The sequence below is a fragment of the Apibacter sp. B3546 genome (genome assembly GCF_009827885.1).
Classification (GTDB): Bacteria; Bacteroidota; Bacteroidia; order Flavobacteriales; family Weeksellaceae; genus Apibacter.
This window is the reverse complement of record NZ_WINW01000002.1, coordinates 521,101-541,662: the sequence shown is the minus strand read 5'-3', so window position 1 is coordinate 541,662 and position 20,562 is coordinate 521,101. Positions and strand designations below refer to the sequence as shown.

Below are 20,562 nucleotides of genomic sequence, written 5' to 3'. Positions count from 1 at the left end.
AAATACAATGCTATGAGTATTAATTATTTATATCTGGATAAATTTGTTTATTAGAAAATAAAAAATCAAAGTTGAACTATAATATTGATAAAAAATTTCTAATTTCGCAAAAAAATCTTAGCATGAATTTGGTAATTGTTGAATCGCCCGCAAAGGCCAAAACAATAAAAAAATTTTTAGGAAATGACTTTGAAGTTGAATCTAGTTATGGTCATATAACTGATTTGGCAAAAAAAGATATGGGTATAGATATGAAAACTCTAGAGCCCATATATCAAGTCTCCTCAGATAAAAAAGAAGTCGTTAAAAAACTAAAATCATTAGCAAAAAAAGCAGATACTGTATGGTTGGCTTCCGATGAAGACCGTGAAGGGGAAGCCATTGCTTGGCATTTATTTAATGAATTACAACTTAAATCAGAAAATACTAAAAGAATTGTTTTTCATGAAATAACCAAAAATGCCATACAAAAAGCCATTCAAAACCCTAGAAATATAGATATTAATCTGGTTAATGCACAACAGGCCCGAAGAGTGTTGGACCGATTGGTAGGATTTGAAATGTCACCTATTCTTTGGTCTAAAATAAAAGCCGGATTATCTGCAGGAAGAGTACAATCTGTGGCTGTACGTTTGATCTGTGAAAGAGAAAAGGAAATTGAAAAATTTATTCCGGTTCCTACGTATAAAGTTGAAGCAGATTTTTACAATAAATCTCATAATTTATTAAAAAGTAAATTAAATACAGATTTTCAAGACTATTCTAAGGCATTAGATTTTATACAAAGAGCCCAAGGGAAAACATTCACAATATCCAATGTTGAGACTCGTCCAAGTAAAAGAAGTCCATCAGCCCCTTTCACTACATCTACTTTACAACAAGAAGCTGCCAAATTAGGATTTTCAGTTAGTAGAACAATGATGTTAGCTCAACAGCTCTACGAATCGGGGTACATTACCTACATGAGAACCGATAGCGTCAATTTATCAGAAGAAGCTTTGAATTCTGCAAAAGATGTAATTATTGGACAATATGGAAAAGAATATTTAAATACACGACAATATACCACAAAAAATAAGTCGGCTCAAGAAGCTCACGAAGCTATTCGTCCAACCAATTTATCCGTACAAGAAGCAGGGGCAGATGATTCACAAAAGAAACTATATCATTTAATTTGGAGAAGAACTTTGGCTTCACAAATGGCCGATGCTAAATTAGAAAGAACAATTGTCGATATATCAAATCCGGAATTAAAAGAGAAGTTCGTAACAAAAGGAGAAGTTATTGTCTTTGATGGATTTTTAAAAGTATACCAAATTCAAAAAGAAGAAGATTCAGTAGATGAAGACAATAATGAAGGACTCTTACCTGTCGTAGAAAAAGGAGAAGAAGTACAACTATCTCAAATTATTGGAGAAGAAAAATTCAGTAGACCGGCAGCTAGATATAATGAAGCCTCTTTAGTAAGGAAATTAGAAGAATTAGGTATCGGGCGTCCTTCCACATATGCTCCTACTATTTCTACAATTCAAAAAAGACAATATGTGGAAATCAGAGATTTAGATCCCAAACAAAGGGAGGTTAAGAAAATTCTTTTAAAAGATGATACTATAAAAGAAAGTGTTGAAATTGAAAATTATGGAGCGGATCGAAGGAAATTAATGCCGACAGATATAGGATTAGTTGTAAATGAATTTTTGACGGAACATTTTCCAACCATATTAGATTATGGCTTCACAGCAAAGGTTGAAGAAGACTTTGACAATATAGCCGGAGGAAATGAAAACTGGAAAGAGATGCTGACAGGTTTTTATGATGATTTTCACCCCCATGTAGAAGAAGTAAAAGAAACGGCAGAAAGAGCTACAGGAGAAAGATTATTAGGTCAAGATCCTATAAGCGGTAAAAATATTTATGCTCGCATAGGCAGATTCGGTCCAATGATTCAAATGGGTGAAACCGAAGATGAAGAAAAGCCTAAATTCGCCGGTTTAATGAAAGGGCAACACATAAATTCAATCACATTAGAAGAAGCACTTAAATTATTTGAATTGCCTAAGTATTTAGGAGATTATGAAGATAAAAAAGTTGAAGTAAATACGGGAAGATTTGGTCCTTATGTTAAACATAACAGCAAGTTTTTTTCCTTAAAACCTAAAGAAGGAGATGAAATTTCAACCATTACTTTAGAAAGAGCTATCGAATTAATAGAAGCGAAAAGGGAAGCAGACAGAAATAAATTTATTAAAGCATTTGAATCAGAAGATCCAATTATTGAAATTTTAAATGGAAGATGGGGGCCTTATATTAAACAAGGAAAAGAAAATTATAAAATCCCTAAAGACACGGAAGCCGATAAATTAACTCTTGAAGATGTCAAAAAATTAATCTCGGAATCAGGTAGTAAAACCAAGCCTAAATCCAAAACCAAATCAAAAAAGAAATAAGTGGAAGCATTGCGAGATTTTTTGCATCCGGTAGATGAATCTTTGATATATGCACAACCGGATTCAGTAGGAAGCAAGATACAATTTTACTGGGATAAAAAACTTGAAGAGAATAGTGTTGTAATAATTGGTTGTCCCGATTTAAGAGGTACCGGCCATAAAAAAGAGTTTTCCAATTTAAGGTTGATCCGTGAAGAATTCTATCAATTAGTATGGAATGATTGGAATTTAAAGTTGTATGATTTGGGAGATATAATTCCTGGAAATAAATGGGAGGATACAGATTTTGCTCTCAAAAAAGTATTAGAAGAATTATTGGAAATGAAGGTACAACCCATTATCTTAGGTGGAAATATGGGACTGAATTATACCGCCTATAAAGCACTTTCTATACTAAAAAAGCCTTTAAATTATACCGCAGTTGATACGAAAATTGAAATTGGAAATACAGAAGGAAAGCTAACGGATAAAAATTATCTTTCCAAGATGATAGTTGAAGATTTTAATTTACTTTTCAATTTTACCAATATAGGATATCAAAGTTACTACGTACCTCAATCAACATTAAAAAAATTTAACACCTTAGATTTTGAAGGCATACGTTTAGGAAATATAACAACAAATATAAAAGATTCAGAGCCTATATTCAGAAGCTCTGATTTTGTAGGGATCAATTTGGACTCTGTAGAGTCTTATGATGGTACTCTCTCAACCGGAAGTACGGTAAACGGATTCACCAATCGTGAAATTTGTGGTTTATCAAGGTATATAGGTTTATCTAAACAGGTAAAAATAATAGGGATCTATAATTTTTTAGGATATTCATACAATAAAATGAATGAAAAATTAGTTTCTCAAATTTTGTGGTATCTGATAGAAGGTAAAAATCAGCAAGAATATTATGAAAATGATGAATACATAAAATATACTGTTTTACATGAAGATAAAGAGTTGGTCTTTTTAAAAGATAAATATGTCGATAGATGGTGGTTGGCTATCGATTTTGAGGACAATGAAAATCTTCCTTTCTTAGTTCCGTGTTCATTAAATGATTACAAAGAAGCTTTAGAAGGAAATGTTCCCGAGCGATATTGGAAAACTTTCAAAAAGTTTTTATAAACGGCCACAGATAAAATTAACGCTGATTTTAATAGAAGAACAAAAAAATTTTTAAATAAAATAAAAAAATAGTAGTTTTACAATTTTTAAAAGAAACTTTGGTTATAATGAGAAAAGTATTATTACTCTTATTGGCAACGTCAACAATAATTTCTTGTAATTCATCCAAAAAAGGAAGAGCAGGAAAACCGGGATCACAAGGAGAGATTGTAGTTACGCAAAAGAGTCAGCAATGGAATAACAAAAAACCGTATGGTATGGTCCCTATTCCAGGTGGAGCTTTTGTTTTAGGGCAATCTGACATGGATTTCACCGGCACAAACACAAAAGCCCCTTTAACTACTGTTACCGTATCAGCATTTTATATGGATGATACTGAAGTAACCAATGCTGAATATAGAGTATTTGTAAACTATGTTAAAGATTCCATTGTTCGTTCCCTATTAGCAGAAAGAGGAGGTGAAGAAGGAGGAGAAGGAATAGGAAGATATTCTTATTTAAACAAAAAATCAGAAAAAGAACAGACTGCATATCAGCAAATGTTGGAAGAACAGGGGGGGAGAGAAGGATATGACGAATCTAAAAAGTTAGATTGGTCGGTGCCTTTAGAATGGAATACTTCCAGATACCCTGATGTTGCTTATGCAGAAGTATTAGAATCATTATATTACCCGCCGGAAGAAAGATTCAACAATGAAAGAGTTATAGATGCTAGAAAATTAATTTACCAATTCACATGGATTGATCAACTGGAGGCAGTTAAAAATAAAGGTAGAGGTAAAGATTTTCTTAGAAGAGAAGAAATAGCTATTTATCCGGATACGACTGTATGGCTGAGAGATTTTAATTATTCTTTTAATGAGCCTTTATTTGAACAGTATTTTTGGCATAAAGCTTATTCTAAATATCCTGTAGTAGGGGTAACATGGGATCAAGCAAGAGCTTTTTGTGCTTATAGTACAAAATCTAAAAACGATTATAACCAAAGCAGAAAAAGAAAAATAGATAAAGTATTTCCGTATAGATTACCTTCAGAAGTTGAATGGGAATATGCTGCACGAGGAGGTTTAGAAAATGCTCCTTATCCATGGGGAGGACCTTATCTAATAGATGATAGAGGTTGCTATTTAGCCAATTTTAAACCTAAAAGAGGGGATTACATGGAAAATGAAAATGGTTATTTATACACAGCCCCAGTTAAATCTTTCCGTAAAAACGGGTTTGGATTATATGATATGGCCGGTAATGTTTCTGAATGGACTGTTTCCGCATATAATAATAGTTCTTATATAATATCATCCACCTTAAATCCTTATTTAGGAAATAGAATTGAAGACCCTCGAAAAGTTATAAAAGGAGGATCATGGAAAGACATAGGTTACATGCTTATGGTGAGTGAAAGAGATTGGGAACATAAAGATTCAGCCAGAAGTTTTATTGGTTTTAGACGAGTTCAAACCATACCGGAAGGGGCTAAGGGTAGATTCCCGGTTGTTAAAAAACATGCTCCGGTAAGATAATTAGTACTGATAATTAAATAATATATAGATAATAATTTAGAAAATTTAGAAAAATGGCAAATCAAACAAAATCAAAGGATAAAGTGTTAAATATGGTGTACTCTTTAGGTGCAGCAGTAGTTATCATTGGTGCTTTATTTAAAATTAATCACTGGGGATTAGGTCCTATAACCGGTAGTACCATATTGGCAATAGGTTTAATTGTAGAAGCTTTTATATTTGTGGTATTTGCGTTTGACCCACCTCCGGCTGAATATGAATGGGAAAAAGCATATCCGGAATTATTAGACGGTTCATCAGCACAGAAAAAATCAAAATCTCAAATAAAGGACTCATCCATACAAGAAGCAGAAATATCTTTGTCAACTAAATTAGATCAAATGCTTTCTCAAGCTAAATTAGATGCAGGATTATTGGAAAGATTACGAGGGGGTATAGAAAACTTTGGACAAGCAGTTGAAGGAATTAACAAAACAGTAGAAGCTAGCTCTGTAACAGAAAAATATAAAAACCAATTAAGTATAGCTTCCTCACATTTAGAAAATTTAAATGCTTTATACCAATTGCAATTAGATAATGGAAAAAAATATGCAGAAGCGAACCAAAAATTTGTGGATGATTTATCCAAAGCAGGAGAGTATTCTCATACATTCCAAAAACAATTAGCTGAATTAACAGCAAATCTAAACAACTTAAATAAGGTATATGGTGGTATGCTTAATGCCATGAAAGCTTAATAATTTTAAATTTAAAAATTAAATAAGTAAAAATGGCAGCAGGAAAACAGACACCACGCCAGAAGATGATAAACCTAATGTATTTAGTGTTTATTGCTATGTTGGCAATGAATGTAGACAGAGAGGTTTTACGTTCTTTCGAAGGTATAAATGAATCTTTACAATTATCCACAAAATTAACGGATGAAAACAATAAAACCTTTTATGAACAAATCGATGCTAAAAAAGCCGATGGAAATGAAGGGTATGTAGAGATAGCAAAAAAATCAGATGAAGTTAAAAAACAAGCGCAGACAGCTGTAGATGCGATTGAAGAAGTAAAAAATCGTTTAGCGACAGCTGCAGAATATACTCCTCCTTCAGCAGGTGAAGAAACTAATTATAACTCGCTTCAAAATACAGATGTAGTTAATAAAGTGTTCTTTGCAAATGATAACACAGCTACAAAAGATGTGCAAGATATGATTGCAAAGGTTAAAACATTTACCCAATTTATTTTGCAAGGAGCGAATGAGAATGCAAAGAAAAGGATTGATCAATTATTTGATTTTACAGATAAACAAAATAAACCGTGGATTGTTAATCAATTTTATGATCAACCTATGATTTCAGCTCTAACTAACTTAACAAGATTACAATCAAATATTAGAACTGAAGAAGGAAACAGAGTTAGAGATTTATTAGCTAACAAACTGCAAGATGAAATCGAATTGAAAGCCTTTGTTCCAATCGTTTCTGCACCTAAATTCGTTAGAGCAGGAGAGAAATTTAATGTTACAATTGGTTTCGGTGCATATGATAACTCATTAAAAGGATCTATAACTCTGAACGGACGAAATATTCCTTTATCAGAAGGAAAAGCTATAGTTAATATGGTTGCTTCCGGAGTAGGAAAACAACGTTTATCAGGTAATATCTCATACCAAACATCAAATGGTATTAAAACAGAATCGTTTGACGAAACATACGAAGTTGTTCAAGATGTTGTTAAAGATTTACCAACCGGAGGAACTGTAGTAGCAGATAAAATGAATGTAGTTTATAGAGGTGTAGATAACCCTATGAGCGGATCGGTTACCGGAGTTGATGCATCTACTATCAGTATGAGTACTTCAAACGGTAGTCTTTCAAGATCAGGAAAAGGTTGGATATATAAAGCAGGTTCAGGAACAACTACCAACTTTACCATTTCAGGAAAAACTTCTTCTGGAAAAACTGTTTCTACAACTGTTGCATTTAGAATTAAGAATGTACCTAAAGCGCAAGGTACCATACGAGGTGCGAATGTAGTAAGTATGCCGCCTAGCTCCGTATCTAATCAAACTGTATCAGCAGCTATACCGGATTTTGAGTTCCCTGTTACCTTTAATGTTACCGGATTTAAATTGAAGAGACCGGGAGCAGCAGCGAGACCTTATTCCGGAAATTCATTAAGACCGGCTGCAGATTATTTAAAAGGATTAAAATCAGGTGATCAAGTATTAATATTTGATATTTCTGCTACAGCATCCGGAATATCTCAACAAAGTATTTCACCTATTCTTATAAATGTTCAATAAAAAAGAAATTAATAATACTATTTTTAACATGAAATCTTTATTACTTAGCTTAACAGTCTTAATAAGTTCAGGAGCATTTGCACAAAATATCTTAAATGCAAAGTCCCCTGTTGAATTAAGAGAAATGAGAGAAGAGAGGTATGATATTGTAAATGGAACGGATACAATTTCTACTGCTCCGACTGTCTTACCCTATGGGTATATTGAAGATAAAGATATTTTATGGTCTAAAGTAGTATGGGAGATTATAGATTTAAATGAAAAATTAAATCAACCTTATTACTATTCTTATGAGGATGTTTCAGCAACTTATATCTCCCTATACGATGCTCTTTTTAAGGGTATTGATTCAGGAAACATAACTGAAGTATATGATGATGATAACTTTACATCAAGAATTTCACCCGAAAATCTTCAAAATAAAATCCAAGCAATAAGAGAATCCGAGTGGCTTCAAGATAAAAGAGCTTCCGGGGAAGAAATTACTGCTCAAGATTTGGTTGAAGGAGTAGATCATTTTAAAACGGATACACGTAGCGTGAAATTAATTAAGATTAAAGGAATGTGGTATATAGATAAACGATTAGGTCAAATGAAATATCGTTTGTTGGGAATTGCACCTATGGGACCGGATCCTCAAGTAATGGGGCTTTCAGAAGCTGCTATGCTTGGCTATCAAGGAGATGAAGAGTTGATCGACTTATTTTGGGTATTTTATCCTGGAGCCAGAGAGGTTTTATCCAGTTGTACAGTGTATAATCCTAAAAACGGTTCATCATCAATTACCTATGATGATGTACTTAACGCAAGACGATTCAGTTCCATTATTTATAAATCACAATCTGAATATGGTGACGGGTTGATATCAAATTATATACCCGGAGATGCAAAATCTCAGCTTGAAGAAAGTAATAGAATTAAAAATGAAATTCTACAGAAAGAAAACAATATGTGGAATTATTAATTAAATGAATTTTAATAAAATACAGTCCTGAATCACACAAATTGATTCAGGACTTTTTTTTTAACTTTACAAATAAATTACACTACTTACGATAATATAAAAAAGTATGCTAGATTATCTTATTATAGGTCAAGGATTGGCAGGTTCCTGTTTGGCCCATAAATTATATAAAGAAAACAAATCATTTAAAATAATAGATATAGTTTCCAATTCGGCTTCATTTGTTTCATCGGGAATGTATAATCCCGTGGTATTAAAACGATTTACGCCCGTTTGGAACGCAGAAATTGAAATTGATAAATTACGTAAAGAATTTACAGAATTTGAAGATTTATTACAGGTAAAACTAGTTTATAATTCAAATTTATACAGAATTTTTGCGAATGAGGACGAAGTTAAAACTTGGAAAAAAAAGTCTGTAAGGAATGAAAATTTAAAACCTTTTTTAGATACTGAAATTTATGATTCGATCAATCCAAATATTATAGCAAAATTTGGAATGGGAAGAGTTTATAAGGCTGGAAAGATATTTGTTAGAGAACTTTTAAGGGAATTTAGAAAATTTTTACTTAATGAAAATAGGATAATTGACGATATATTTGATTTTAATCAATTAACAAATGAGATAAATCATTATGAATATAAAGGAATTAAAGCTAAAAAAGTCGTATTTTGTGATGGATATGCTTTAAAGTATAACCCTTTTTTTAGCTATCTTCCTATGGAAGGTGTCAAAGGCGAAACCATGGTAATTCATGCCGATGGATTAGGCCTTTCTGATATCGTAAAAGCTAAGGTTTTTATTATGCCTATGGAAAAAGACTATTATTATATAGGAGCTACTTATCATTATCGTGAAGTAAATGATGAAATATCTGAAGAAGGACAGAGCGAACTAATTAATAATTTGAATAAGTTTTTAACTATTGATTATAAAATTATTAAAAAATTTGCAGGAATACGACCTACAGTTGTTGATCGTCGACCCTTATTAGGAGAGCATTCTGAACATAAAAATATGTTTATATTTAATGGTTTGGGTAGCAGGGGAGTTATGTTAGCCCCTATTATGGCTGAAGAGTTATTTGATTATATGGAAAATGGAAAAGAATTAATGTCAGAGGTAAATATTAATAGATTTAATTTATAAAATGGAAAATTCAAATATTATTGTAATAGGTATTATTATAATTACCAGTGTACTTAGTTTTAAAGGATTTAAAGATCAGAATTTTTTTAACCGTTATAAGTTTAACATCGATGCTATTTTAAAAGGAAAACAATGGGAAAGGATGATTACTTCAGCATTTTTACACGGAGATATTGCTCATTTGTTTTTCAATATGTATACCTTTTATTTTTTTTCAGTCTTTTTACTAAATTATGGAAACCTATTTTTTCTTATAACTTACTTCGGATCCATTATAAGCGGTAATTTATTGGCATTATGGATGCATAAAAATAATCCACAATATAGTGCAATAGGAGCTTCAGGTGGTGTATCAGGGATTTTATTTGCTACAATTATTATAAATTCAGAAATTTCAATAGGAATTTTTCCTTTACCATTTTCTATTCCGGGATGGATTTTTGGTGTTGTTTATTTAACCTATTCTTTATATGGAATGAAGACTCAATTGGGTAATATTGGACATGATGCTCATTTAGGAGGAGCACTTTTTGGTATTCTTTGCGGGCTCTTGTTTGTTAGTGAGTATCCCTATTATCCTTTTACTAATTTTAGACCCATTTATTTATTATTAATGCTAATTCCTATCGCATATTTAATCTACTTAATTGTTAATAAACACAAAGAATAAGCACTTTTAATCAACCATAATTTTTAAATGTTTTTATTTTAAGTAATAGTGATTGTATTATAATTAAAATTTAAGATATAACTTAATTGGTTAAAATAATCATAGAAACAATTACTTATTTACTTTAAAATCTTATATCCTATTTTACAGCTTAAACATTTTTTTTTTAAACACTTATTTTCATATAAATATAAAAATGCTTGAGAGTCTAAAGCAGAATTAATTTTAATACCTAATTGATTATAACTTTTTATAATCGAGTTATTTTCAGCTTTAACTTCAGAAAGTATTTCAAAAATTTCTTCTTCCATAGGTTTTCCTATACTTAAAGAATAAGCATATTTTATGGGAAGAAATGCATTTAATATTAGCAAATCTTTTAGTGAGTTAGTTAATCTTTTTTCAGAAATTGACGATGTTTTTTTATCAAAAACATAATGATCATTCCAATAGCCGGATGCTTTGACATCATCTAATAGCCGATAATACTGATTTACAGATTTGATACCTATGATATAAGAAAATAAATTTTGATAAGTAGAGATAATGTTTGCAAGTTGGGATAATCTAATGGTAGGAAAATTTGAAGGCCTTAATCTCAAATATTTTACATCAGTAATTTTTTCCGGTAGATTAAATTTTGATTGCAAGAATTTAAATTCTTTATATAAATCTTGAGGATACGTATCAACGCTATTTTCCAGTTTATGAGTTGTTCCAAATAATAAAGATTCGGTTTGAAAAAGATTTTTTGAAATTTTTCTGATAATCCCATACTCTAAATATAAAAATATATATTCAAATGCATAAGCATTTATTTTGAGACCTAATGTATACCCTAAAACAGTAGTTAGGGTGGCTTCCCAATCATTCTTTTTTCTTTTCAAAATTTCATAGATACGTTCACATTTATTTTTTAATTTGTCCAAGTATAAATTTTCTGAGAAAGAAAAAATATCACAAATTAATGAGTTGTCAATTAAATTTTCGCAAGGGATAAATTTGAATGTTTGATGATCCAAAAATTCATAATTATTATAAATCTCATTGGGAATATAGGATTTTAATTCGAGAATAGGAAAAGATAAATTTTGGATTTTATCTTTATTATCATCAATTTCGTATACAACGTGAAGAATTATATTTTTGTAATAATTATTGAGATCATGTTTATGCTTAAACCAATCCGATGATTTTACATGAATTTCAACACTACCGTTCCATTCAATATCATCTATTTTTAACTTAGCAAAAATAAAATCCGGGCCTTCATTCGTATTATAAGTTCCCGCTTGAATTATTTCAACTTTTTTGCCATCATTAGTATACAGATCTAAAGTGTTAAATTTTTTAAATTGCCAAATATAATGCAGTAACTTTTCTTTCATAATTTAGTCTTATTCAAGTAATTAATAAGATAAATTTAATGAAAATAAAAAAAGTTTTAGCTAATTACTAAAACTTTTTCTACAATGAATTGATATTTTATCTTTTATCTATATCGATATAATCTCTTTTAGGACTACCGATATAGATTTGTCTTGGTCTGTTAATAGGCTCATTATTCATTCTCATTTCTTTCCATTGAGCAATCCATCCGGGCAATCTGCCTAAAGCAAACATAATTGTAAACATTTCTGTTGGAATGCCTAAAGCTCTATAGATAATTCCGGAATAAAAATCGACATTAGGATAAAGCTTTTTCTCAATAAAATAAGGATCATTTAAAGCTACCTCTTCTAATTTCTTAGCAATTTCAAGGGTTTCATCTTCAACACCTAATCTATTGAATACATCGTCAGCCACCTTTTTTATTACCTTAGCTCTAGGATCAAAATTTCTGTATACCCGATGTCCAAATCCCATAAGACGGAAACTATCATCTTTTGATTTTGCTTTATCAATCCATTTTTGAAGATCACCTCCGTCATTTTTAATCATTTCGAGCATTTCGATGACTGCTTGATTAGCTCCTCCGTGCAAAGGTCCCCAAAGGGCTGAAACTCCTGCAGATATTGAGGCAAATAATCCGGTCTGAGCTGAACCTACCATTCGGACAGTCGACGCAGAGCAATTTTGCTCATGATCAGCATGAAGTATAAGCAATTTGTTGATGGCATCAACAACTACTTCATCAATTTCTAGATCCTCAGTTGGCATTCTGAACATCATTTGATAAAAGTTGTGAGGATAATCCAGTCTGTTGTTAGAATAATTCAAAGGTAAACCCAATTTTAATCGGTATGTCCAAGCGCATAATACAGGAAATTTACCCAATAATAAGGTATATGCGTTATATAGATCTCTTTCAGATTTAACATTAACAGCATGAGGATTGAAAGCAGTTAAGGAACTGGTAAGGGTAGATAAAACACCCATTGGATGAGCAGAGCGAGGAAATGCTTTTAAAATTTGTTTCATTTCTTCACTTACCAAACTATTCTTTTTTATGTCCGCTTCAAATCTGTTTAATTGTTCTTGAGTAGGTAGCTCCCCTTCTAACAATAAATACATAACCTCGGTGAAGGTTGATTTTTTAGCAATTTGTTCAATGGGATATCCTCGATAATATAATTGACCTAAATCTCCATCAAGATATGTAATTTTACTTTTAGTTGAACCTGTATTTTTGAAGCCGACATCTAAAGTAATTAGTCCGGTTTCATCTCGTAATTTGGATATATTTATGCCTCTGTCGCCAATAACACTCTCAACAATGGGATATTCATATTCTTTGCCTTCATAGGATAATTTTACTGTGTCTGACATATTTTATTTTCTTTCTTATTTTATTAGTTGTTTTATTCTTTGAATATATGAAATTAAAATTAGTAGAAAAAAAATTATAAAAGAAATATTGAAAAAAAACATTCAAAAACAGTAAATTAGAAGAAAAAGTTAAAATAAATATCGTCTATTTTTATAATTTTTTGGAAGTATGGATAAGTGTACTTATCAAATATGGGAGGAAATCCCAAAAAATTCTTATTCTTCCCATATAAGTCAATAATTTTTAATGGAGATAATTTAGTCGAGAATTTATGCAATAAAAAAACGGAAAGAATTAACTAATCTTTCCGTTTATCTTTATTTATAAAATAAATTATCTTTTAACTTTAAAAGCTTTGAATTGAGGATAAACAGCAACTTCTCCTAAGTTTTCTTCAATTCTTAGTAATTGGTTGTATTTAGCCATACGATCTGATCTAGAAGCAGAACCTGTTTTAATTTGACCACAGTTTAATGCAACGGCAAGATCTGCAATCGTATTATCTTCTGTTTCACCGGAACGGTGAGACATTACTGCAGTATATCCGGCATTTTGAGCCATTTGTACAGCATCAATAGTTTCTGTAAGAGTTCCGATTTGATTAACTTTAATTAAGATTGAGTTTCCTACTCCTTGTTTAATACCGTCTTCAAGTCTTTTAACATTGGTAACAAATAAATCATCACCTACTAATTGAACTCTTTTACCGATTTTTTCGGTAAGTATTTTCCAACCTTCCCAATCGTTTTGATCCATACCGTCTTCAATAGATATAATTGGATATTTTTCAGTTAATTCAGCTAAATAAGAAGCCTGTTCTTCACTGGTTCTTACTTTACCTCCTTGACCTTCAAAAATAGAATAATCATATTTATTGTCTTTAAAGAATTCAGATGAAGCACAATCTAGAGCTAGCATAACATCTTGCCCCGGAGTGTATCCTGCTTTTTTGGTAGCATCTAAAATGGTATCTAATGCATCTTCAATATTTTTAAAGTTAGGAGCAAAACCACCTTCATCACCTACAGCAGTACTTAAACCTCTGTCATGTAAAACTTTTTTAAGAGAGTGGAAAATTTCAGTTCCCATGCGAATAGCAGTAGAATAACAATCTGCAGCAACCGGCATAATCATAAATTCTTGAAACGCAATAGGAGCATCAGAATGCGCACCTGCGTTGATAATATTCATCATTGGAACAGGTAGAACTTTACCGTTTACACCTCCAACGTATCGATATAATGGTAATCCTAATTCTTTAGCAGCAGCTTGAGCAACAGCTAAAGATACGCCTAAAATAGCATTAGCACCTAATTTACCTTTATTAGGTGTACCATCCAGGTCAATCATTGTTTTATCTATTAAAGCTTGTTCAAAGACATCAACTCCAACTAATTCAGGTGCAATAACATCATTTACATTTTCAACAGCTTTTAAAACTCCTTTACCTAAATATTCTTTTCCTCCATCTCTTAATTCAACAGCTTCATATTCACCGGTTGATGCTCCAGATGGAACAGCTGCTCTACCCAAAGTACCGTATTCGGTGATTACATCAACTTCAACTGTTGGATTTCCTCTGGAATCCAAGATTTGTCTTGCATGAATTTGTGCTATTAGACTCATAATATTATAAAATTTGTTTGTTAAAATTTTATACAAAAATACTCATTTATTAATATATAGAGGTTATGAAAAGTTTATTTTTTATTGTATTGTTGATGCTATAAAATATAAAATTATTTATGGAGAAATAAATTTTAAACAGACCGGCATATCAATTTTTATATTTTGATTGGTGTCTTGTAAAAATCCTGTATTTTGATCAATGGAAAATATTTGAATGGTATCACTATCTTGATTAGCTACTATCAAAAATTTACCATTAGGGGATATAACGAAATTTCTGGGATTGATATTAGTTCTTTCATAATCAATGGAAGTTAATTTACCTGTATTCTGATCGATACTGAAAATTGATATTCCATCCTTTTTTAATCTGTTGGAAGAATATAAAAATTTGCCATTAGGATGTATATGAATATCTGCACTTCCCTCGGCCTTGTATTCATCGGAAACAGTCGTCTGAATTTCTTCTAAATTTCCATCCTCATATTTAAAAACAACTACTGTTCCACCCAATTCATTAATTAGATAAGCAAATTTTTTATTTTGATGAAATACGAGGTGTCGAGGACCTGAACCGGGTGCAACATTTATATAAGCCGGATCAAAAAACGTAAGAAAATTCTTTTCTGTGGAATAATTTACATTGAACTTATAAATTCTATCACTTCCTAAATCCGTAGCAAAAAGATAATTATAATCGGGAGAGAACACCACGCAATGAAGATGCGATTGATTTTGCCGTACATCGTGTACGCTGCTCCCCGAAAAATTAACCTGTTGAATCATGGGACTTAAACTTCCGTCAGTTTCAGTTTTAAAAACAGAAATACTTCCTCCTATATAATTAGCAGTAACTATGTATTTATCTTGATATTCAATAGTAATATAACAAGGTGCAGCACCATAGGCTGCCTGTGAGTTTTGAAAAGAAATTTTTCCGGAAGCTTTATCAAATAAAAAGGAATTTACTATGGAACTTTCTTTATCATCATTTTCACTAACTGAATATATATGATTTTTTTTATGGTTTATAACCAAATAGGATGGATTATTAACTGAAACATTATCAATAAATGAAGTACTTCCGGTTTCTGAATCAAAATTATATATATAGATGCCGTTGCTTTCTCCATCAGTATAAGTACCTATAACTAAATAAAATTTCATATTGTTTTTTAGTATTAAAATAATTATTTAAAATTATTAAAAAATATTTATATAAAATTATTTTTATTTTTAAAATTTTGAAATATAAATAAAGTAAAAATACTTTATAACATAATTTCCTGTTTTATATAATTAATATTTATTTCTGTTTTTTTCAGTTAAGTACAATATTTGATATAACATTAAAAAACATATATTTTATAGCTACTTTTTTGAGTTTTTCGAAATTAAGACTTAAAAATATTGTTTTTATATCTTATAACTTAACTACTCTATAACAATTACTTACTACTACATAATTTTTGGCAAAGAAATCTAAATAAGTGCTATTTAAACTATAAATAAATAGTACTTATTTAAGGAACAAAAAGGTTAATAAAGAATTTAAAAATTTAATTCTTTACTTAGTTAATATAGTAATGTGATAAATGATTTATATAATAAATAAAAATAAAGTTATCAATTTATAAATAAAATAATTTAAACAATAAGACATGGGAATTTTACAAAATAAAACAGCATTAGTTACAGGTTCAAGTTCAGGTATTGGTAAATCGATTGCGGAAAAATTTGCGCATGAAGGCGCTAATGTTATTATAACTTACCATTCGGGAAAGGAAAGAGCGGAAAATTTGGTGCAAGAATTATCAGGATTGAACGTAAAAGTTAAAGCATATCAGGTGAATGTTTCAGATTATAATGAAACGCAAAGTTTTTTCAATTTGGTTAATCAAGATTTTAACGATATAGACATTTTAGTTAACAATGCGGGAATAAATGGTAAAAATACATACGTGGAGGATATGAATTTGGAAGATTGGGATAGAACTATAAAAACCAATTTATATGGACCGTTCTATTGTATCAAAGAATTTTTAAAACTTAAGAAAAAAAATAATTCATATAAAGGATCAAGAATTATTAATGTGACTTCTATACATGAATATATTTGCAGACCGGGAGATGCTGATTATAATACAGCTAAAGCCGGAATGAGGAATTTGGCCAGAACTTTGGCTATTGAATTAGCTTCAAGAGAATTAACGGTTAATAATATTGCTCCGGGAATGATACTTACTCCTATCAACAAACAATTTACAGATGAAGCGAAATTATTAAAAGAAAAAGAAGATATTATCCCTATGAAAAGAGGTGGTACACCGGAAGAAGTTGCTAATGTAGCCTTATTTTTAGCTTCCGATGCAAGTTCTTACGTTACGGGTTCAACTTATACAGTAGATGGAGCATTGTCAATATTAGGGCAAAATGCCTAATTGATTTTACACTATATCTTTAAAATATGAATATTACAGACTTTTTAATAGCCTGTATTCCTATTTTATCTTGGGGTTTTGTTCCCGTTATTGCTACCCTTATAGGTGGAAAGGTTATAGAACAATCATTTGGTATTGCAATAGGGAGTTTTATATTTGCTTGCATTATATATGCCATTAAACATCCTGCTTTAAATCTTCATATTATAGGAATTGGAATCGTATCCGGATTATTTTGGACAATCGGATCGGTAGGTCAATTTATGGGATTGAAATATTTGGGAGTTTCAAAGTCAATGCCCATATCCAATGGAACTCAGATCATTGGAACTTCTATTTTAGGTGTATTTTTAGGAGATTGGTCTACTCTTAATTCAAAAATATTTGGTTTTACTGCATTAGCGTTAATTATTGTAGGAATTATTTTTACTTCATATAAGGAAGTAATCGAAAATGATGATGCTAAAAAAATAAATTGGAGTAAAGGAATTTCAGTTAATTTATTATCTTCCTTAGGTTTTACATTGTATGTTGGTATTTTAAAATACTATAATATTGATAGTTGGTCGAGTCTTTTGCCTCAATCTGTTGGCCAACTAATTGGTATTAATATTATAGCATTTTTGTATTTCAAAGTAAATCCCTATAATCTTAATTCTTTGAAAAATAGTGTTGTAGGGGTGGTGTGGGCTATAGGTAATTTAGCTATATTGATTTCTCAAATGAAATTAGGATTATCAGTAGCCTATCCGGTTGGTCAAGCATCCATTATTGTTTCGGTAATTGCGGGAGTTTATTTTAATGAAGAAAGAAAAACCAAAAAAGAGTGGATATCATCTATAATTGGTATGACTGTGATCGTGATAGGATTATTTTTTATTTATTTGTCAGGCGTATTCGATAAATCCTAAGTTAGGAATAGATACATTAGTCTTTATTGAGGCATATGAGAAACAATTTCTCATATGTAAACTAGTGATAATATTTATACGCTATAAAAAATATAATTGAATAATATATGAATTGTAATTAGATAGAAATTACAATCATATATTTTCATTTAAACCTAAGGATAATTTGCTGAAATTGATTTCATTCTCATCTCCTGTATTTTTACCTAAAACATCAGATAACTTTACAGCATTTAAATATTCATCAGAAGGTTTTTCTTTTACATGAGTTAATTTAATTACCATATTAAGAGGCTTAACACCCACGTCATTAGATAAGTATGTTCCGATGCCATAAGTGTCATGGATTCTATCTTTGACATGTTCTTTTATTTTTTTAACCTCATTTAAATTTAATGAATCACTAAATACTATAGTTTTTGAAGAAGGATCGATTCTATTTTTCTTATAAAAATCGATAGTTTTTTCTGTAAACTCTAATGGATCTCCACTGTCACAACGCACTCCGTCAAATAATTTTGCCAATTTTAAATTAAAAGATTTAAAAAATGATTGTGTTGTATAGGTATCCGTTAAGGTAATACCCAGACTTCCCTGGAAAACATCCACCCAAGCTTCCAGAGCTTTAATGTTAGCTGAGCGATAACCGAATAAAGCTCCATGGTACATAAACCATTCATGAGGCATAGTGCCGATTGGAGTTGTATTATATTTCATGGCAAGATATACATTGCTGGTCCCTTTAAAATATTTATCGGAATTTTCCTTTAATACTCCTACAACTTTATCTTGAACGTCGAAAGAATACCTTCTACGAGTACCAAACTCAGAATAATCGGCTTTTAAATTTTTAAGTCCAATTGCTTTTTCTTTAGCTTTAATTTCAATATCTTTTGGCTTTGTGCCGATCATTTCAAAATACAATTCCGATATCATAGCCATAAGCGGAACTTCCCATAAGACAGTTCTATACCAATATCCTTCAACATACAAGTTTAATTTACCGCCTTCTTGGGAAATATGAACTTCATCAGGATTGTATCTGTACCCTTCTAAAAAATCTACAAAAAACGGATCTAAAAAATAGCATCTTTTTAAAATAAAATTTTTTTCATCATTAGTTAATTTCAAACTAATCATTTTATTTATTTCTTCTTTCAGTCTTTCTGCAAAACCTTTTGGAAAATCATCTTTTCCTCGATTTATAAAGTCATATCTAACATATGCCCATGGATATAATTTTTGAATGGCATGCATTACTGAAAATTTATATAAATCGTTGTCTGTAAAATGCTTAATTATCATAATTAAAATATGTTTTCTAAAAAGGTATTTGTCAAAGTTACAATTTTTATGATTAAAACTATTATTAATAAGCCATTTAATTAATAAAACCTTTTGTTTTTATCGAAAATAAGATAAAAATAAAAAGATTATATTTATCAGATCAAAAACAATATAGGGTTAAAATGAAAGCATTAATAGTAGTTGATATTCAAAACGATTTTCTTCAAGGAGGAAGCTTAGCCGTACAAGGGGGTAATAAAATAATCCCCGTTATTAATTCCATTCAGGAAAAATTTGATTTGGTCGTTGCTACTCAAGATTGGCATCCAAAAGGACATAAAAGTTTTGCTTCGCAACATAGTAATAAAAACGTGTATGACAAAATAGATTTAAATGGTATAGAGCAGGTTCTATGGCCGGATCATTGCGTTCAAGGCACTGTTGGAGCCGAAATATCTTCGGAACTGAATCAAAATAAAATAGAAGCGATCTTCAGAAAAGGAATGAATACTATTATTGACAGCTATAGTGGTTTTTATGATAATGGAAAATTAAAATGTACGGGTTTAGGAGATTTTTTAAAGGGGAGAGGGGTGAAAGAAATTTTTGTCTGTGGATTAGCGGCTGATTATTGTGTATACTTTACAGCCAAAGATGCTCTGGAATTAGGATTTACATCCACTATTATTGAAAATGCTACAAAAGCTATTGATGTATCAAATTTTGAAAATATTAAAAGAAATTTTATACAAAGTGGAGGTAATATTATAGAAAAAATATAACAATAATATTATTAGAGTTATTTTTAAATTAAATACTAGTATAAGTATATATACTATTGATTTTATTGTTTTATTTAATCATAATAAAAAACCCCGTTATAGAACGGGGTTAAAACTAACTACTATGAAAATTCACTGCCTTATGAACATTTACAGTAAGACAAATTCCATGCCATAAAATTTCAAATAGTTAAATTATTATAAATTATATGTGTTTATATGATTTTTAAGATAATATATAGTGAATAAATTATTTTTCTTTTTAAAAATAAATATGAATTAACGTTTTTTGATCTAATATGTTATAAAATCTTCCATTTTAAATTATTTCAACAAATATTTATTTAAAAGAATAATATGAAGCATATATTGGAAAAATAGTAATATTCCGTTTTTAATATATTAATAAAGTTTATATTAATAAAGTTCTTATCAATTTAAAAAGAACGGGATTTAAAAAAAAACTTATCTCAAATCAAACTTATCATTCAAATGTATTTTTTTAGCTGATTAATTCGATAATGAATTTAGTTAAAAATAATTTTTCTGTTAATAAAAAAGCCCCGTAATACGGGG

General features: G+C 30.2%; 16 protein-coding genes. 11 read left to right on the top strand and 5 right to left on the bottom strand.

Going from position 1 to position 20,562, the window contains the following annotated elements; translation table 11 throughout:
* Window positions 1–122: 122 nt before the first annotated feature.
* The 8 genes from topA to GFU93_RS02395 all read left to right on the top strand — a co-directional run bounded on the left by topA (window position 123) and on the right by GFU93_RS02395 (window position 10,166).
* A complete protein-coding gene (gene topA, locus GFU93_RS02430; protein ID WP_160566911.1) occupies window positions 123–2,447 on the top strand; it encodes a type I DNA topoisomerase in 2,325 nt (774 codons plus the stop codon).
* Complete coding sequence (locus GFU93_RS02425; RefSeq protein ID WP_160566908.1) at window positions 2,448–3,566, top strand: hypothetical protein; 1,119 nt, start codon at window positions 2,448–2,450, stop codon at window positions 3,564–3,566.
* 107 nt (window positions 3,567–3,673) lie between these two features.
* Window positions 3,674–5,086, top strand: a complete 1,413-nt coding sequence (gldK, locus tag GFU93_RS02420) for a gliding motility lipoprotein GldK (protein ID WP_160566905.1) — start codon at window positions 3,674–3,676, stop codon at window positions 5,084–5,086.
* Between the two features lie 53 nt (window positions 5,087–5,139).
* A complete protein-coding gene (gene gldL, locus GFU93_RS02415) occupies window positions 5,140–5,823 on the top strand; it encodes a gliding motility protein GldL (RefSeq protein WP_160566901.1) in 684 nt (227 codons plus the stop codon).
* Between the two features lie 32 nt (window positions 5,824–5,855).
* Complete coding sequence (gene gldM, locus GFU93_RS02410) at window positions 5,856–7,382, top strand: gliding motility protein GldM (RefSeq protein WP_160566898.1); 1,527 nt, start codon at window positions 5,856–5,858, stop codon at window positions 7,380–7,382.
* 28 nt (window positions 7,383–7,410) lie between these two features.
* Window positions 7,411–8,346 (top strand): gliding motility protein GldN, encoded by a 936-nt coding sequence (gene gldN / locus GFU93_RS02405; RefSeq protein ID WP_160566894.1) that lies wholly within the window; start codon window positions 7,411–7,413, stop codon window positions 8,344–8,346.
* A 106-nt stretch (window positions 8,347–8,452) separates the two neighbouring features.
* Window positions 8,453–9,496 carry an FAD-binding oxidoreductase gene (locus GFU93_RS02400; protein ID WP_160566891.1) on the top strand — a complete coding sequence of 348 codons (1,044 nt, stop codon included), beginning with the start codon at window positions 8,453–8,455 and terminating at the stop codon, window positions 9,494–9,496.
* 1 nt (window position 9,497) lies between these two features.
* On the top strand, window positions 9,498–10,166 hold the full coding sequence (locus GFU93_RS02395) for a rhomboid family intramembrane serine protease (protein WP_160566889.1): 669 nt from the start codon (window positions 9,498–9,500) through the stop codon (window positions 10,164–10,166).
* A gap of 119 nt (window positions 10,167–10,285) precedes the next feature.
* On the opposite strand, the gene GFU93_RS02390 is transcribed toward GFU93_RS02395, so the two are convergent.
* From GFU93_RS02390 to GFU93_RS02375, 4 genes are all read right to left on the bottom strand, one after another.
* Window positions 10,286–11,554 carry a DUF2851 family protein gene (locus tag GFU93_RS02390; protein ID WP_160566886.1) on the bottom strand — a complete coding sequence of 423 codons (1,269 nt, stop codon included), beginning with the start codon at window positions 11,552–11,554 and terminating at the stop codon, window positions 10,286–10,288.
* A 97-nt stretch (window positions 11,555–11,651) separates the two neighbouring features.
* Entirely contained in the window at window positions 11,652–12,935 is a 1,284-nt protein-coding gene (locus GFU93_RS02385) for a citrate synthase (RefSeq protein WP_160566883.1), read from the bottom strand.
* 334 nt (window positions 12,936–13,269) lie between these two features.
* A complete protein-coding gene (eno, locus tag GFU93_RS02380) occupies window positions 13,270–14,562 on the bottom strand; it encodes a phosphopyruvate hydratase (RefSeq protein WP_105297989.1) in 1,293 nt (430 codons plus the stop codon).
* 117 nt (window positions 14,563–14,679) lie between these two features.
* On the bottom strand, window positions 14,680–15,732 hold the full coding sequence (locus tag GFU93_RS02375; protein ID WP_160566880.1) for a lactonase family protein: 1,053 nt from the start codon (window positions 15,730–15,732) through the stop codon (window positions 14,680–14,682).
* 494 nt (window positions 15,733–16,226) lie between these two features.
* Between GFU93_RS02375 and GFU93_RS02370 the strand changes: the two genes are divergently transcribed.
* Together GFU93_RS02370 and GFU93_RS02365 are read left to right on the top strand one after the other, a co-directional pair.
* Window positions 16,227–17,006 carry an SDR family NAD(P)-dependent oxidoreductase gene (locus tag GFU93_RS02370; protein WP_105297987.1) on the top strand — a complete coding sequence of 260 codons (780 nt, stop codon included), beginning with the start codon at window positions 16,227–16,229 and terminating at the stop codon, window positions 17,004–17,006.
* 26 nt (window positions 17,007–17,032) lie between these two features.
* Window positions 17,033–17,917 (top strand): GRP family sugar transporter, encoded by an 885-nt coding sequence (locus tag GFU93_RS02365; RefSeq protein WP_160566877.1) that lies wholly within the window; start codon window positions 17,033–17,035, stop codon window positions 17,915–17,917.
* Window positions 17,918–18,052: 135 nt separating this feature from the next.
* On the opposite strand, the gene pncB is transcribed toward GFU93_RS02365, so the two are convergent.
* Window positions 18,053–19,222: a nicotinate phosphoribosyltransferase gene (gene pncB / locus GFU93_RS02360; RefSeq protein ID WP_160566874.1), complete on the bottom strand. Its 1,170-nt coding sequence runs from the start codon at window positions 19,220–19,222 to the stop codon at window positions 18,053–18,055.
* A gap of 164 nt (window positions 19,223–19,386) precedes the next feature.
* On the opposite strand from pncB, the gene pncA reads away from it, so the two are divergent.
* Window positions 19,387–19,986 carry a bifunctional nicotinamidase/pyrazinamidase gene (pncA, locus tag GFU93_RS02355; RefSeq protein WP_160566871.1) on the top strand — a complete coding sequence of 200 codons (600 nt, stop codon included), beginning with the start codon at window positions 19,387–19,389 and terminating at the stop codon, window positions 19,984–19,986.
* Window positions 19,987–20,562: the final 576 nt, after the last annotated feature.